Genomic DNA, 15,099 nt, shown 5'->3' with positions numbered 1-15,099 from the left:
ATGGTGATTTTACGATCTTTGAACGCATCTAAATGCCTCATCTATTCAAGTCCATTCACAAGCTTGCTACTCAAAATATGCATCAGATACATAAATCCAATGCATTTAACCAAGTCATTGATAACTAAATGATGATATTGTTAACAAGCAAAACTGCATCACTAAAGATAATATCGGTTATTTGTGTATACACTTTTATATACCGACTTAGCTTGTAACGAATGGATTTATCACTCGATATTGGCTTAGCAATAAGTGATGGATTAGAAGTAAAGTCATGCTCAAAACGTATAAGAAATACACAGAGCGAGGATGGAGGCTCCTGTGGCCATATTAAAAATGTTTGGAAAGAAAAATTCCAACAGTCCGGTCAACTCTGATATGGACAAACAAAGAAAATATGAAGCGCTCGTCCGGGGCTATCACCGCGATTTGTACCGCTATGCATACTGGTTGTGTAAGGACAAAGCAATTGCGGAAGATTTAGTGCAAGAGACCTGCTTACGTGCATGGAAATCTCTCGATAGCCTTCAAGATGAAAAAGCTGCGAAATCTTGGCTTATTACTATATTAAGGCGAGAAAATGCACGTCGCTTCGAACGCAAACAATTTGATTTAGTTGATATCGATGACTACGGCAACGATGCTAAGGTCAGCGACGATCCGCATCATCAACAAGAATGGCTTCAAGCACAGATTATGAGGTTGGATGTGGAATATCGTGAACCTCTATTTCTTCAGGTTATTGGCGGTTTCAGTGGAGAAGAAATCGGCGACATTCTTGATTTAAATAAGAACACCGTCATGACTCGACTTTTCCGAGCTCGAAATCAACTTAAAGAGATGTTGGATTCTCAAGATACTAAGAGAGGACAAAAAAATGGATGATTTAGAATTTCGTCGTCGTATTTTGTCGGATCCAAAACAGAAGGATGAAGAGATTCTGCAAGCGTTGGCCGCTAGCGATGCCAACAGTAAGTTTGTTGATGACGTTTTGGATCTCGACGCGAAAATTAAGCAGGCCATGAATGTGGATGTGCCAGAGGATCTTGCTGATAAAATCTTGTTTAGCCAAACCTCTAGCGCGCTTGACGAAAAAGTCGTCAAACCCAACTTTGTCCGCAAAGCCATGGCGCTTGCAGCTTCTGTTGCCTTTACCGCAGGTTTACTGGTGGGGCAAATCAACTGGGGTAACATTCTGGTGCCACCGGCGCAAGCCAGTCTCGCAGATACAGCTATTAAACATGTCATTCATGAAGAGTCGTTTGTACGCCATTTAGATGAAAACGTGCCGAGTTCCCAGATCAATGCGAAGATGTCGCCATTTCATTATCAGTTTAGTGACAACTTCCCGTACCACGTTTACTACCTAAACCACTGTGGATTTGGTGAAGCTAATGCTTTACACATGGTTTTTCAGGGTGTAAAGGGCAAAGTAACGCTCTTTATTACGGGAATTTCTAGCCAACAAACGGCAGATTTTGAAAAGGATGGTATGACAGGTATCGTCCAACCCGTTGGTTCAACCAGCATGATTTTAGTCGGCGAACAAGGTGAAGACATTGACGCTATCGCCACTAAACTGGCGCCTATGCTAAAACCAATGTAACAACTTCACCAACTTTAGCTTAGAAACATTGAAATGCCGTCAAATACTCTCATTTGGCGGCATTTTTGTATTAATCGCTCACAAAACATTCACCACGCCAATTGCTTTTAGAGCTTAAACTCTAAATTATGCAATTTAAGTGCAATTTCCCGTCTTTTAGACATCATTTCCGCAATTTTTATTCAATTTTATCTAATGGTCGGATTTGTCTAGCCCACTCTTGATACTACTATCTGCGCCACTGAGCAAAAGCTCAATTTATCGTCCAGAGAGACGAATCTAATAAGGAAAAACAAATGACTCAGAATACGCGTCTGTTTAAAAAGACTCTCCTAGCAGTAACGGTAGCTTTTGCCTCAGGTCAATCGATGGCAGCAGGTTTCCAAATTAACGCTCAATCAGCAACTGGCATCGGCCGTGCGTTTGCTGGTGATGCAGTAATCGCCGATAACGCGTCAGTAATGGCTCGTAACCCAGCGGCAATGGCTCTTTTTGATAAAATGGAGCTGTCACTTGGTTTTGAAAGCATTACTTCAATGATTGAAGTGAAAGATGCGAAATACAGAAATTTCATGGGTCAGAGCGTTGATGTTGCTGACACAGATGATGTGGGCGACACGTCAATCGCGCCAAACATTCACCTAATCGTTCCAGTAAACGACAAGTTTGCTTGGGGCGTAAATGCTTACTCAAACTTCGGTACTAAAACTGAGTTTTCAGATAACTACACAGCAACTGAATACGGCGGCTTAACTGACGTTAAGAGCGCAAACTTTGGTCTTGCTGGCTCTTACCGCTTAAATGAACAATGGAGCTTTGGTGCAGGCGTTGATTTAATCTACGGTCAAGGCACGATGAAACGTACAACCAGCTCTTCTATTCCACTTGTTGGCGGCAAAAAAATACTAGATGTAGATAAAGCTGATGGTTGGGCTGTTGGTTTCAACGTTGGTACCGTGTACGAACTGGATGAAAACAACCGTTTTGGTCTAGCGTATCGTTATAGCCCAGAATTTACGGCAAAAGACGATAAAGGTCAGGAAATCACTCTACCTCTACCAGATATGGCAGAGTTTTCTGGCTTCCACAAAATCCAAGATACCAAGTTTGCCGTACATTACAGCATCCAATACATTGGTTGGAAAGATTTCGACCAAATTGATTTTGAAAACCTAAATCAAGGTTTGCTTAAAGGTGGTTACTCGAAAGACTATCAATGGCAAGATGGCTGGCACTACGCAATTGGTGGTACTTACTACCTAAACAATAACTGGACACTTCGTGCTGGTTACATGTACGACACCAGCGCTCAAGATAAGGTAACATCTATCTCGGTACCAGATTCAGATCGCCAGTGGTTCTCAACAGGTTTCTCTTACCATATCGACAACAGCTCAAACATTGATTTTGGCTTCACATACTTGCTAGGTGACGATGTAAAAGTCAATGAGAATACTCAATTGGCCCCTGGTCTTTCTACAGGTGTAACAGCTACAACGCACGCAGACGCTATCCTGTTTGGCTTACAATACAGCCGTAGCTTCTAAGAAAATTCCTTATATTTAATGTAAGCAAACTCTATATAAAAGGCTGGATTTCCAGCCTTTTTTCTTATCTAACACTTATCGTCCGCTCAATTTGAGTGAACACGTGTATCTAAAAACCACAATTAGACCTCACAGGTGTTCGCTGAGTTTTTTTCATTCCACTATCATGGTTAGATTATAAAACCATAAACAAACAACAAATTAGAACAAAACACTAAATACATTCATGTTCCGGATTTTCATTTCTAAAGTAATAACTCTACCTTTAGACTTTTGCCCCACGTTATAATTAATTCAGCGAACATTAGAATGAAAACCAACAAGACTTTCCTATCAACAGCAGTAGCACTTAGCCTACTTGGCACTTCAGGCATGGCAAATGCAGCAGGCTTCCAATTAGCTGAATATTCTGCAACAGGTCTAGGTCGTGCTTACGCTGGTGAAGCAGCAATGGCTGACAACGCAAGTTCTCAATGGCGTAACCCAGCAATGCTTACTTACCTAGAGGGCACTCAAGTGTCTGTTGGTGCCATCTATGTAAATCCAAACATTGATATCAATGGTCAAACCACACTTAAGCATCCAGTAAATCAGAGTGTAATTAACTCCTCTTCAACCTCTTCAGATGACTTCGCACATGATGCGGTCATTCCAAACTTCTACCTATCACACCAATACAACGAACAATTCGCAATCGGCCTGGCGTTCGGTACGAACTACGGTATGGAAACGGATCTAGGCAAAGGCTTTGCCGCCTCTCATTTTGGTAACGAAGCAAGCGTAACCACAATGGAAGCAAACCTAAACGCAGCATACAAAATTAATGATGCGGTAAGTATTGGTGGTGGTATTCGTTACATCATCGGTGAAGGAAGTTTTGGCGCTACGACTCCTAAAGTAAACGTATTACAAAAACCTCAAGGTACGACTCTTAAGTACATGGAAGGTGACGATACGGCTTGGGGTTGGCAATTGGGTACAGCGTGGCAGATCAACGAAAACAACCGCATCGGTTTCACGTACAAATCTGAGGTTGAGCTAAAGCTTGAAGGTCATGCTGAGGGCCTTGGTTTTGGCTTCGGTACTCCTAAGCTTCCACAGCTGCGTGACAATGGCTACATGTACCTAAACCTACCAGCAACGGCTGAACTAGCGAGCTTCCACCAAGTAACAGACCAACTTGCATTACACGCAAGTTTCAACTGGACTGACTGGAGTTCTTTCGAGAAGCTAGAAGCTCACCTAGAAACCGCTGGTACACACATGGTGAAAGTGGAAAACTGGGAAGATAACTACCGCTTTGCAGTTGGTGCGACTTACCAACTTCAACCTAAGGTAGCCCTACGTACTGGTATTGCATACGATACGTCTGCTGTAAGTGATAAGAACCGCACGATCACTATTCCAGAAACAGACCGTACTTGGTTAAGCATCGGTGCAACTTATGACTGGACGAAAGACTTCAGCCTAGACGCTGGCTTCACTTACATTATCGCGAAAGACGCACCAATCGTTGAGTCTCGTGGCTACAAGTCAGACGACTCAGCTGAAGTAGTTGGTGGTCAATTCGTTGGTGAAACAACGGGTAACGTTTGGCTAATCGGTGTTCAAGCGAACTACCGTTTCTAATTACTCGTTAATAAATCGAGAGACAAAAAAGGCTTAGCACTTGCTAAGCCTTTTTTATTGCGTTCATTTTATTTGAAACATCAACGATTAGAATTCATCTAGATATTCGTCTAACAACGCTTCTTCTTCCGGATTCACTTCTTCTACCGTGTCGATTTCTGCTTTAAAGTTTTGACGCTGAATGTAGACATCTCGAGTCAGTACATAAGGATCTGGAGAACTATCAAGCTGTGCTTCTTGCGGTACAAGCAACGCTCGTTTTTCCAAACCTTCTAATGCCCACTTCCCTAAACCAGCCCAAATATTCAAGTAAGATAATGGGAGATACATACCATCGACGGTATCTGTCACTTCTCGCAAAGTATAAGGACCATAACCAGGTATCATAAAGTATGGGCCATTCCCTACGCCATAATGACCAACAGCACTGCTGAACTCTTTATTGTCGTACTTGGTGATACCCGCCGCAGTTGCGATGTCAAATACACCGAGAATACCGAACGTAGAGTTAATCCAAAAACGGTTAAAGTGATCCACCGCTTTGCTACCGTTACCCATCAAAAGGTTGTTCACCATGCTTGATGGTTCATCAAGGTTTGACAAGAAGTTGGCGATACCGGAACGAATAGGCACAGGTGTGTATTCAACGTACGCGATCGACACAGGACGAACCAAATACGGATCTAAGTACTCGTAGTTGATTTCCCACATCGCGCGGTTAAAGCCTTCTAACGGATCATACACATCAGAAGTCGTTTGATTTGTCTCTCCTTCACTTGTTACTGCCTCCTCAGGCGCACTCGAACAGCCAACAAGACCAAGTGCTAACAGTAACATCAGGTAGGATTTACCCTTGTTATACATTCTATGTTCCATAACGACTATTAATATACTTAAGTAACCTCATTTAAAAATGTATGACCAACGCCAAAAAGCAAATGCAGAAACAACCAACAAGCTCAATGTTAGCGATAAATACATTTTAGACGTCACTTGAGTATATAAACAAAGGCCAGCAAATGCTGGCCTTGGTCATTTTACTTGATAGTTTAGAGTCATACCACTAAATGGGCCCGACATTGACTAATGTGTCATATATCAGAGACAACAACTAACTATTGATACTGTTTATCGATGGTCACTGCAACCGGCTGACCGAATTCAACCACATCGCTTTCGCCATGCCAATCTTGGTCACGCGTTGCAACATTGCCATCAGAATCAGCACGTACACGCACGATAAGTTTTTCTAACGATGATAGTTTTTGCCCTTGCATCATCGCGTTACCGTCATCTAGCACCACTGTTCGTGGGAACGAACCAAGTGGATAGCGAGCGGCTGCAACCGGCATTGGTGAACCATCAGCTCGATGAACTGAGACAATTAATACCGCGTTAGGATCAAGTTGTGCTTCAGGTGCGACATTAATCGTTACTGCCACGCTTTTATCCGGAGAAACCACTTCACCCATTTGTTTGCGTGCATGGTCGATACTGCGTGAAAGGCTTTCGTATCGGCTATCGTCAGGACCGATCATCTGCTGCATAATGCCCCAGTATTTAATTGCTGCGGGGTAATCTTTACGTTCAAATGCATCAAATGCGAGCAATGAGAACACGCGTAAATCCACGTAATCTTGTTGCATGAGCTTACCAAGTAAAGAACGAGCCGTTGCTTGGTCCATCTCGTCTTGAGAAAGCATTAACGCCTGAGCGTAACCTAACATAACGTCAGGATCTTTTGGCTCAAGAGCATACGACTTTTTCATAGAATCGATGGCTGTCGTCACATCGCGGTTCGCTAATGCAATACGACCGAGTAGCAACCAACCGGTTGAATCTTCTGGCTGATAATGCAGGCGCGTGCGCAGTGCTAACGTTAAATCAGCCATTTCATCATCGCTCAGAGGTTCAGAAGACGACGACATCAGCTTCTTAGAAAGCTCTGGCAAGTTAGACGTAACCTCTTGCCATTTCACAACATCTTGAGATGCGCCAAACTTGTAATAAAGCCCGTAACTTAACGCAACCGTAAGAATCACAGAAGGAATAAGCACTGCCATCGGCGAGACTTTGGTTTCCTGACTCATTTTCTGTGCAGGAATATCATCCAAAAGTGACTGCTTAAGATCAGAAATCAGATCTTCTTGTCTCTCGACAAGACCTTCTTCTGTTTCTTCTTGAAGCTCAGAAAGACGATCTTTATAAAAAGCTTTGTTCAACTCATCACGTAAGATGTCGTCGTTGTTTGCTTTCTGCTTCAGAAGAGGCAGCGCAACTAACGCACAAGCAATCAACGTAAGAATAACGGTGGAAATCCAAAATAGAGTCATTACTTATTATCTCCGTTATTCTCTTCTTCAAGCAGCGCTTTTAAACGCGCTTCTTTTTGCTCGTCCCATTTCTCGTCGTTGTTTGCTGTGACTTTTGCTTTTGACTTTCGGCTACGAAGCACGATCAAACCAAAACCGCCCAAAACCACCGCCAGTGGACCAAGCCATAAAATCGCCGTCGACATAGTGAACGGCGGATTGTAAGTCACGAAGTTGCCGTAGCGCGCGATCATGTAATCGACGATCTCTTCTTTTGACTTGCCCTCTTTCGTCATTTCGTAGACCTTGTGGCGCAAGTCTTGAGCAAGTTCGGCATTCGAATCAGAGATGGTGTTGTTCTGACATTTAGGGCAGCGCAATGTGTGTCCTAGCTCTTTGAACTGTTGCTCCTGCTCTAAGTTGTCAAACTCATACACTTCAATTGCAGCATGTGCCGCCAACGAGAATGTTAGGGCTGCAAACACTGCTAAAATCACTTTTCTCATTGCTTCGCCTCCTCAACCAGCTGGTTGTACATTGGTGCTAACGTGTCAGCCCAATTTCGAGGGTTAACATCACCTACATGACGGTAACGAATGACACCATTCGCATCGATAATGAAGGTTTCCGGTGCGCCGTACACACCAAGATCCAGACCCAACATACCGCTGCCATCGAACAGACTAATTAGGTATGGGTTACCTAAATCGTTCAACCAACCGATCGCTTTGTTTCGATCATCTTTGTAGTTCATACCGATGATCTTCACGCCTTTACCAGCAAGTTCGTTGAGATATTTATGCTCTGCGTAGCAAGTAGGACACCATGTAGCCCACACATTTAACAGCAGAGGCTCACCTTTAAAAATCGACTGATCGTACTGTTTACCCGGTTCGGCCAAGTCTTCTAAGTGAAACTTAGGAACAGGTTTGCCAACTAAAACAGATTCCAGCTTTGTTGGGTCGTCACCATCTTGGTTACGAACCAACTGTGTTGCGAAGATCCCCGCCAGAACTAAGAAAGCAACCAACGGGATAAACAAGATTTTCTTATTCATTTTATGCTACCTGCTCGTTTGACTTTGCGTTCTTTTTCGATGACTTACGGAAGCGGTAACGCTTATCAGAAATCGCTAGTGCGCCGCCTAATGCCATGATCAAAGAGCCAGCCCAGATCCAACGTACGAACGGTTTGTAGTAAATGCGCACCGCCCAAGAACGGTTATCTTCCAAACGCTCCCCCATCGCGATGTAAAGGTCGCGAGTGATACCACGATCAATGGCCGCTTCTGTCATCATCGACTTCGCGGTGCGGTAGAAACGCTTCTCGGCATGAAGTGTATTGATGTACTTACCATCGTGTGTGATTTCGAAATCAGCGATGTAACCATCGTAGTTCGGACCGTCTTTATCACGAAGACCCGAGAAGTAGAAATCATAACCTTCGATTTGGAAGTGTTCACCTGGTGCTAAACGCACATCACGCTCAATGCTGTAGTTTTGTACCATAGCGATACCAATGATCGTCACGGCAAGACCGATATGACCAAACATCATCGCCCAGTGGCTACGTTGAAGCTTACGAACACCTTCAGCAAAACTGTGACGGTGCGTCGCACGCTCATGCAATTCGAACGCATGCATTGCCACGATCCAAATCGACATAACCCAGCCGATGTACGCCATCACTGAGAAGAAATCAGCAAATAGGAATACACAAACCGCCGCCAACGCCAGAGACACAGTGCCCGACACAAGCATAGGCTTCACAATCGAAGATAACTGGTCACGCTTCCAACGGATAAGAGGACCGATACCTAGCAAGAAGGCAAACGGCATCATGAGCCATGCAAATAGCATATCGAAGAATGGGGCACCGATAGAAACCGAGCCCAAACCAAGCTGCTTGTGAACCAATGGCAACAACGTACCAACTAAGACAACCACAAGTGCAGCAATCAGCAAGACGTTATTGGCAAGAAGCGCGTTTTCGCGTGACACTAAATCAAAGTTACCACGAACACGTACCGCCGCACCTTTCACCGCGAATAGCAGTAAAGAACCACCGATAACGAAGACAAGGAAACCAAGGATAAACATACCGCGAGAAGGATCGGACGCAAACGCGTGTACCGACACCAAAATGCCCGAACGAACTAAGAAAGTACCTAACAAACTCAACGAGAATGCAGAGATCGCTAGCAATACTGTCCAAGCTTTAAATGTACCGCGTTTTTCCGTTACTGCTAGCGAGTGCATAAGTGCAGTACCTGCTAGCCAAGGCATAAAGGATGCGTTTTCTACTGGATCCCAGAACCACCAGCCGCCCCAGCCAAGTTCGTAATAAGCCCACCAAGAACCTAGTGCGATACCCAAAGTTAGGAATACCCAAGCCGCCGTTGTCCAAGGACGAGACCAGCGCGCCCATGCTGTATCAAGACGACCTGTCATTAGAGAAGCAATCGCGAACGAAAACGCAACAGAGAAACCGACGTAACCCATGTACAGCATTGGTGGATGCACAATCAGCCCTGGGTCTTGCAGAAGCGGGTTCAAATCTCGACCATCAACAGGGAAGAACGGTAACGTACGTAGGAATGGGTTTGACGTTAAGATAATAAACAGTAGGAAACCTACTGAGATCATACCCATTACGGCAAGTACACGTGCAACCGACTCTTGTGGCATACCGCGGCTGAATGTAGCAACCGCGACGGTCCAACCTGCTTGGATAAGCACCCAAAGCAATAGGGAACCTTCGTGTGCACCCCATACCGCTGTCAAACGGTAGTACCAAGGCAGTTGGCTGTTTGAGTTACTTGCTATGTATTGCAGAGTGAAATCGTTAGTATAAAAACCCCAACACAAAATCACGAACGAGAAAAACAGCATAATGAACATCGACCAAGACAGCGGTCGAGCGGTATTCATCAGCATCGTATTATTGTTTGATGCGCCCCATAGCGGCAGTACAGAAAGCAGTACCGCCATCGCTAAAGATAAAATGAGGGCAAAATGGCCGATTTCAGCAATCATTCGCCGCTTCCTTGTTTTTGTTCACTGCTGTATTGCAATGGTTCATGCGTTTTCTTCATGGCTTCTGCAATTTCAGGTGGCATGTATTCTTCGTCGTGTTTAGCGAGAACTTCAAACGCTTCAACTGTCGTTGCGTCTTTTAGAACACCTTGCGCAACGATGCCCTGCCCTTCACGGAACAAATCAGGAAGAATACCTTCGTAAGTGATCGTTACTTTTGGACCCACATCATGCAGATCAAAGCTCACTTTAAGAGAGTTAGGATCACGACGAACCGAGCCTACAACCACCATACCACCAATACGAAGACGCTGACCAACCTCAGGTTTAGTACCATCTGGCTTACCGTTGACCAGTTCAGTCGGCGTGTAGAAAAGGTCCATATTTTGGTTAAGCGCATATAACATCAAACCGATGGTGGCACTGATACCGATAAAGATCGCCAGAACAATACCTAGCCTCTTTTTACGTCTCGGGTTCATAAGGTGTTCTCCATATTCTTCGCTGCGTCAATACGCGCTTGACGGTCAATTTTCGCTTTCACTTCTTTCATTAATGCATCACCGCGACGTAGACTGGTGATTAGAAGGATAAGCATTGATAAAAAAGTAATGCCGAACGCGCTCCATACGTATGACGCATAGCCACCCATGGCAAAAAAGTCGCTCAGAGATTCAAAGTGCATCGTTAATTACCTCACTGAGTTTTGTCTGTTGCGAGATCGCGAACCCAAGGGCGATGACTTTCTTTACTGATGATTTCGTTACGGAAACGCACCATAGTCACAGCACCAAAGAAGAACGCAAAACCAAAGATGTTCAGCAACAGTGGCCAAAGCATGTCGGATGAAATTGAAGGTTGTTCGAATTTCGTAATTGTTGCGCCTTGGTGAAGCGTGTTCCACCACTCAACAGAGAAGTGGATGATTGGCAGGTTCACTACGCCAACAATCGCCAAAATACCTGCAGCTTTTGCAGCCGTTTTTTGGTCATCAAACGCGTGGTAAAGTGCTATCACACCAAGGTAAAGGAATAGAAGAATAAGTTCAGAAGTAAGACGAGCATCCCATACCCACCAAGTGCCCCACATCGGTTTGCCCCAAACGGCACCGGTCAGAAGAGCAATAAAGGTGAATACTGCGCCGATCGGTGCCATCGCAAGAGCGGCCATATCTGATAAGCGAACTTGCCAAACCAAACCGATAAAGGCAGCAATCGCCATCGACATGTACACGCCCATAGACCAAATAGCAGATGGAACATGAATATAAATAATTCGGAAACTGTCACCTTGTTGGTAATCAGAAGGCGCAAACGCCAGTCCCCAAACGGTACCTACCGCTAGGCATACGAGGGCCAATACAGAAAACCAAGGTAAGAACTTACCACTCAAACGGTAAGCTGCTTCTGGCTTGGCATAAGGATGTAGCCATTTCCACATGTTTAGTTCTCACTCTTACTTCAGGGACACTGTCTAAGGGGTCGAGACCGTAGCAGTGCTTTAATAATAATTCTTTGATCAAGCGTCGTGTTAATGACACTTTATTGAGTTAGTTAACACTAACTCGCAACGCGGCACTGATTGCAAATGGCGTGAGAGTTATCGCACCCATTAACATTGCACCTAAAATCGCCAATTGACCGTTATACGCCATACCTAACGCAGCAGCATCAATCGCCGATGTTGCGAAAATCAGAATTGGGATATAGAGCGGAAGAATAAGCAAACTCAAAAGAACGCCGCCCTTTTGTAACCCAACTGTCAGCGCCACACCAATAGCACCGATAAAACTCAGTGTCGGGGTGCCAATCATTAACGTGAGCACCACAGACAACCAAGTGTTGAAATCCAGAGAAAGTAATACTGCCAATAGCGGGCTGATCAAAATCAGCGGTAATCCCGTTAGCACCCAATGAGCTATGACCTTAGATATAACCACAAGTTGCAAGGGAATTGGCATGAGCATCATTTGCTCTAACGCACCATCTTGAAAATCATCACGAAATAGACGTTCTAATGATAATAATGCCGATAGCAATGCGGCAACCCAAACAATGCCCGCTGCAATACGTGCTAACAAATTAGGTTCAGGCCCAATACTCAATGGAAACAAAGTAATAACAATAATAAAGAACCAAAGCGGGTTCAAAATGTCGGCTTGGCGACGAAATGCAATCAAGAGTTCGCGGCGAATAATAGTTGTCATGGCCGAAATCATATCAATCACCCAATTTTATTTTTCTAAGTTTAGGGCTGTCAGCAAACATATCTTGGTGCGTCGTTAACATCACAATGCCACCGTTATCGGCATGCTGAGCAAACAGAGCTTCAAGCACTTTGACACCTTGTTTGTCGATTGCTGTTAGTGGTTCATCCAAAATCCACAAAATCTGCTTACTTAGCCAAAGTCTAGCCAAAGCAACGCGACGCTGCTGACCCGCAGAAAGTTGTGCTACAGGCACATCTTCTCGCCCCGCAAGCCCCACTTGGGTTAAAGCAGTAAAGATTTCTTCATCGGAAGTGCTGTTATTTTGAATAGATTGGTAAAAACGTAAGTTTTCAAATGCGGTGAGTTCGCGCTTTACGCCAGTTTGATGGCCAAGAAATAGCAAGTCTTGGTGGAAGACATCACGAGATTTTTCAACCTCTTCACTTTTCCACTTGATCATTCCTTCTTCTCTATCGCCTAACCCTGTAATAATGCGCAGTAGCGTCGTTTTACCTGTGCCATTACGCCCTTCGATCTGGACTAACTCACCAGGCTTAATTTCAAATTTCAGGTTTTCAAACAGGACCCTTTCATCACGGATCGCAGTCAGGTTAGACACTTCTAACATAGGGCTTCAACTTCATAAGGAACGAAGGGCTATATTAACACAGCTTACTTGTGACAAAACAGGATAAGAAAGCAGGGATGTATGTAAGTTCATGTATTTTTGTTAACTTACTGTCACATTTTGATAAAATTAACCATAAGTGGCTATAAGTTTTTATTTTAGATATAAAAAAAGAAGCCGAAGCTTCTTTTTATTCTCTTTATCGTCGACGCCCACGTGGTGGGTAATTCGAATCATCGGAAGGTTGACTGCTTAATGGCGGGATCTTCTCTTTTCCAGCCAGTTTTTTCTGCAAAGAGAGCATCAACTCTGCTTCTGCTTTTGGCAGTTCACACTCTTCGATTAGCTCGTTGATATCAGCCCCTAACTGCACCATTTTGGTTGCTCTACTGTATAAGCGACCATCAGTATCAGCGTGTTCTAGTTCGCGAATTCGCTCATTAAGATGTTGGATGATATCTTGCTGCTCAGTTACTTTTTGGCCAAGGCCAACTACAACCGAACGTACCTCTAGTAGCTGTTTGTTCAGCTTCTGCACTTCTTTATCCGCGTGTCGTGCCTGCGCTCGCTGTTGGTCCATTTGCTTTTGCAAACCAGCACGAATGCGCAGCTGCAACACAACCAACACCAATACAATAAACGCAACGCCACCCGCGAGGAATGGTACAGATAAAAAAGTCTCTTCAGCCATCATCATTCAGCCAATTATAGGTGAGCCATCTCGTCCCATTCGTCGTCAGTTAGCAGCTTGTTCAAATCAACAAGGATCAGAAGCTTACCGTCACGGTTGCTTACACCTTGGATGAATTTCGCGCTTTCGTCTGTACCTACAGAAGGCGTAGTGTCGATCTCAGAAGAACGTAGGTAAACCACCTCAGCAACGCTATCTACCAAGATACCGATAACTTGACGCTCTGATTCGATCACGATGATACGTGTGTTATCAGTTACTTCGCCTTCCATCAAACCGAAGCGTGAACGTGTATCGATAACCGTTACAACGTTACCACGTAGGTTGATGATACCTAGTACGTAATCTGGCGCACCTGGAACTGGAGCAATTTCAGTGTAACGAAGAACTTCACGAACTTGCATTACATTGATGCCGTACGTTTCTTCTTCTAGTTGGAACGTCACCCACTGAAGAACTTCGTCATTCGATGTATCTTTCTTCACTTCTACTTCAAAAGCTTGAGACATAGTTAATCCTCGTTAATGTCGTTCCCGACTTAAATCTAATTCAGTGATTTTACATCTAAACCGGCGTTTAGCATGTCTATAAGTGCTTGGACATGAATTAAAGCACACATTTTTTCTTTCACCATGCCCGCTAGCCAAGGGCGTTTACCCGCTTGTTCTCGCCAACGAACATTGTCGCCATTTAGGGTTTCAGTACCCAATAGTTGGTTACTGGCCAAACCCCACATGCTTTCACCAAGCATGACAACGTATTGGTAGTTATCTTTGTATTCATCCCCACGGAGTTTGTCTGCCATCACCCACTTTGCAGTGTCGACGACATCAAACTGCTGTTCGCGGTTCGTCTGTAAACCTAAGTACCAGGCTGGTCGACCAATAAGGTGGTTGAGCTCGGTAATGCGATGAATGCCACCCAATTCATCGAGCGGTACGGCAAATGTCACTTCGTTGACATCAAAGTAAAGCACTTGAAAATCTTCACTTCTTTGCGTGCCTTCCCACGTATTGGGGATCGCGGGGCTCGCCTCGGTTTCCAGTTGCGTTTCGGTTTGCTGTTCTATCGCGATGTCTTGTTCTATCTCAGGAACAACTTCTACCGCTTCGACTTGAGCTACCTCAGTTTGAATTACTTCAGAAACAGGCTCTTCTATCACCCATTCTTGAATTTCTTCAACCACTTCTATTGGTGACTCAACAGCTACTTCAACGTCTGGTTGTATCGACTTTGCGTGAATCGCAATGTCGATGGTGTTCTGTTCCAAAATGTCGTCTATGTCTAACTCATCTACGACATTGGTCGATTCGAGTTGACTCAATAACCTTTGAACGTCTTCTAAATTCGGCGCTTCCAGTTGCGGTGCGTAGTTTTCGCGAAACTGGTAAGAGTCTGACTCTGCGTATTGCATCTGGAGCTCTGGCTCTGGCTCTGGC

The 15,099-nt window shown here is 44.4% G+C and carries 17 protein-coding genes; 4 read left to right on the top strand and 13 right to left on the bottom strand.

Features of this window, described 5'->3' with window-relative positions; genetic code table 11:
* The first annotated feature begins 312 nt into the window (after positions 1-312).
* The 4 genes from BIW15_RS06535 (at position 313) to BIW15_RS06520 (ending at position 4,785) form a co-directional block, all read left to right on the top strand.
* Positions 313-888 (top strand): sigma-70 family RNA polymerase sigma factor, encoded by a 576-nt coding sequence (locus BIW15_RS06535; RefSeq protein WP_005479482.1) that lies wholly within the window; start codon positions 313-315, stop codon positions 886-888.
* Positions 881-1,609: a DUF3379 domain-containing protein gene (locus tag BIW15_RS06530; protein WP_025574821.1), complete on the top strand. Its 729-nt coding sequence runs from the start codon at positions 881-883 to the stop codon at positions 1,607-1,609. The genes BIW15_RS06535 and BIW15_RS06530 overlap by 8 nt, the downstream gene beginning before the upstream one ends.
* 296 nt (positions 1,610-1,905) lie before the next feature.
* Positions 1,906-3,156 carry an outer membrane protein transport protein gene (locus BIW15_RS06525; RefSeq protein ID WP_005457664.1) on the top strand — a complete coding sequence of 417 codons (1,251 nt, stop codon included), beginning with the start codon at positions 1,906-1,908 and terminating at the stop codon, positions 3,154-3,156.
* 309 nt (positions 3,157-3,465) lie between these two features.
* The gene (locus BIW15_RS06520; RefSeq protein ID WP_065870843.1) at positions 3,466-4,785 is read left to right on the top strand and encodes an outer membrane protein transport protein; all 1,320 of its coding nucleotides are present in this window, start codon (positions 3,466-3,468) and stop codon (positions 4,783-4,785) included.
* 87 nt (positions 4,786-4,872) lie between these two features.
* Here the strand turns inward: BIW15_RS06520 and BIW15_RS06515 are convergent, their stop codons facing one another.
* The 13 genes from BIW15_RS06515 to BIW15_RS06455 form a co-directional block, all read right to left on the bottom strand.
* Positions 4,873-5,649, bottom strand: coding sequence for a VacJ family lipoprotein (locus tag BIW15_RS06515; protein WP_005494388.1), 777 nt, complete (start codon positions 5,647-5,649; stop codon positions 4,873-4,875).
* Between the two features lie 251 nt (positions 5,650-5,900).
* Positions 5,901-7,118 carry a c-type cytochrome biogenesis protein CcmI gene (ccmI, locus tag BIW15_RS06510; protein ID WP_077280711.1) on the bottom strand — a complete coding sequence of 406 codons (1,218 nt, stop codon included), beginning with the start codon at positions 7,116-7,118 and terminating at the stop codon, positions 5,901-5,903.
* Positions 7,118-7,603: a cytochrome c-type biogenesis protein gene (locus BIW15_RS06505; RefSeq protein ID WP_005457737.1), complete on the bottom strand. Its 486-nt coding sequence runs from the start codon at positions 7,601-7,603 to the stop codon at positions 7,118-7,120. Before BIW15_RS06505 ends, ccmI begins: the two co-directional genes overlap by 1 nt.
* Positions 7,600-8,154, bottom strand: coding sequence for a DsbE family thiol:disulfide interchange protein (locus tag BIW15_RS06500; protein ID WP_005457723.1), 555 nt, complete (start codon positions 8,152-8,154; stop codon positions 7,600-7,602). Before BIW15_RS06500 ends, BIW15_RS06505 begins: the two co-directional genes overlap by 4 nt.
* 1 nt (position 8,155) lies before the next feature.
* Positions 8,156-10,132, bottom strand: a complete 1,977-nt coding sequence (locus tag BIW15_RS06495) for a heme lyase CcmF/NrfE family subunit (protein ID WP_077280710.1) — start codon at positions 10,130-10,132, stop codon at positions 8,156-8,158.
* Positions 10,129-10,614 (bottom strand): cytochrome c maturation protein CcmE, encoded by a 486-nt coding sequence (gene ccmE / locus BIW15_RS06490; protein WP_005457727.1) that lies wholly within the window; start codon positions 10,612-10,614, stop codon positions 10,129-10,131. The genes BIW15_RS06495 and ccmE overlap by 4 nt, the downstream gene beginning before the upstream one ends.
* Entirely contained in the window at positions 10,611-10,817 is a 207-nt protein-coding gene (ccmD, locus tag BIW15_RS06485) for a heme exporter protein CcmD (RefSeq protein WP_005457743.1), read from the bottom strand. The genes ccmE and ccmD overlap by 4 nt, the downstream gene beginning before the upstream one ends.
* Before the next feature lie 11 nt (positions 10,818-10,828).
* Complete coding sequence (locus tag BIW15_RS06480) at positions 10,829-11,572, bottom strand: heme ABC transporter permease (protein ID WP_005457654.1); 744 nt, start codon at positions 11,570-11,572, stop codon at positions 10,829-10,831.
* 109 nt (positions 11,573-11,681) lie between these two features.
* Entirely contained in the window at positions 11,682-12,350 is a 669-nt protein-coding gene (gene ccmB / locus BIW15_RS06475; protein WP_005457672.1) for a heme exporter protein CcmB, read from the bottom strand.
* A gap of 1 nt (position 12,351) precedes the next feature.
* Positions 12,352-12,969 (bottom strand): cytochrome c biogenesis heme-transporting ATPase CcmA, encoded by a 618-nt coding sequence (gene ccmA / locus BIW15_RS06470; RefSeq protein WP_077280709.1) that lies wholly within the window; start codon positions 12,967-12,969, stop codon positions 12,352-12,354.
* A gap of 199 nt (positions 12,970-13,168) precedes the next feature.
* On the bottom strand, positions 13,169-13,660 hold the full coding sequence (locus BIW15_RS06465) for a DUF2802 domain-containing protein (protein WP_025505995.1): 492 nt from the start codon (positions 13,658-13,660) through the stop codon (positions 13,169-13,171).
* A gap of 14 nt (positions 13,661-13,674) precedes the next feature.
* On the bottom strand, positions 13,675-14,169 hold the full coding sequence (locus tag BIW15_RS06460; protein WP_005438733.1) for a chemotaxis protein CheW: 495 nt from the start codon (positions 14,167-14,169) through the stop codon (positions 13,675-13,677).
* A 35-nt stretch (positions 14,170-14,204) separates the two neighbouring features.
* A partial coding sequence (locus tag BIW15_RS06455; RefSeq protein ID WP_029801190.1) for a chemotaxis protein CheW occupies positions 14,205-15,099 on the bottom strand: 895 nt, incomplete at its 5' end.

The organism is Vibrio sp. SALL6 (genome assembly GCF_002002385.1).
GTDB classification, from domain to species: Bacteria; Pseudomonadota; Gammaproteobacteria; order Enterobacterales; family Vibrionaceae; genus Vibrio; species Vibrio parahaemolyticus.
This window is presented reverse-complemented; position numbering and strand designations above follow the sequence as displayed.

Bases quoted from the DNA above. Each gene is read 5' to 3' on its own strand.
- BIW15_RS06535 (WP_005479482.1), top strand. From the start codon at position 313: ATGGAGGCTCCTGTGGCCATATTAAAAATGTTTGGAAAGAAAAATTCC.
- BIW15_RS06530 (WP_025574821.1), top strand. From the start codon at position 881: ATGGATGATTTAGAATTTCGTCGTCGTATTTTGTCGGATCCAAAACAG.
- BIW15_RS06525 (WP_005457664.1), top strand. From the start codon at position 1,906: ATGACTCAGAATACGCGTCTGTTTAAAAAGACTCTCCTAGCAGTAACG.
- BIW15_RS06520 (WP_065870843.1), top strand. From the start codon at position 3,466: ATGAAAACCAACAAGACTTTCCTATCAACAGCAGTAGCACTTAGCCTA.
- BIW15_RS06515 (WP_005494388.1), bottom strand. From the start codon at position 5,649: ATGTATAACAAGGGTAAATCCTACCTGATGTTACTGTTAGCACTTGGT.
- ccmI (WP_077280711.1), bottom strand. From the start codon at position 7,118: ATGACTCTATTTTGGATTTCCACCGTTATTCTTACGTTGATTGCTTGT.
- BIW15_RS06505 (WP_005457737.1), bottom strand. From the start codon at position 7,603: ATGAGAAAAGTGATTTTAGCAGTGTTTGCAGCCCTAACATTCTCGTTG.
- BIW15_RS06500 (WP_005457723.1), bottom strand. From the start codon at position 8,154: ATGAATAAGAAAATCTTGTTTATCCCGTTGGTTGCTTTCTTAGTTCTG.
- BIW15_RS06495 (WP_077280710.1), bottom strand. From the start codon at position 10,132: ATGATTGCTGAAATCGGCCATTTTGCCCTCATTTTATCTTTAGCGATG.
- ccmE (WP_005457727.1), bottom strand. From the start codon at position 10,614: ATGAACCCGAGACGTAAAAAGAGGCTAGGTATTGTTCTGGCGATCTTT.
- ccmD (WP_005457743.1), bottom strand. From the start codon at position 10,817: ATGCACTTTGAATCTCTGAGCGACTTTTTTGCCATGGGTGGCTATGCG.
- BIW15_RS06480 (WP_005457654.1), bottom strand. From the start codon at position 11,572: ATGTGGAAATGGCTACATCCTTATGCCAAGCCAGAAGCAGCTTACCGT.
- ccmB (WP_005457672.1), bottom strand. From the start codon at position 12,350: ATGATTTCGGCCATGACAACTATTATTCGCCGCGAACTCTTGATTGCA.
- ccmA (WP_077280709.1), bottom strand. From the start codon at position 12,969: ATGTTAGAAGTGTCTAACCTGACTGCGATCCGTGATGAAAGGGTCCTG.
- BIW15_RS06465 (WP_025505995.1), bottom strand. From the start codon at position 13,660: ATGGCTGAAGAGACTTTTTTATCTGTACCATTCCTCGCGGGTGGCGTT.
- BIW15_RS06460 (WP_005438733.1), bottom strand. From the start codon at position 14,169: ATGTCTCAAGCTTTTGAAGTAGAAGTGAAGAAAGATACATCGAATGAC.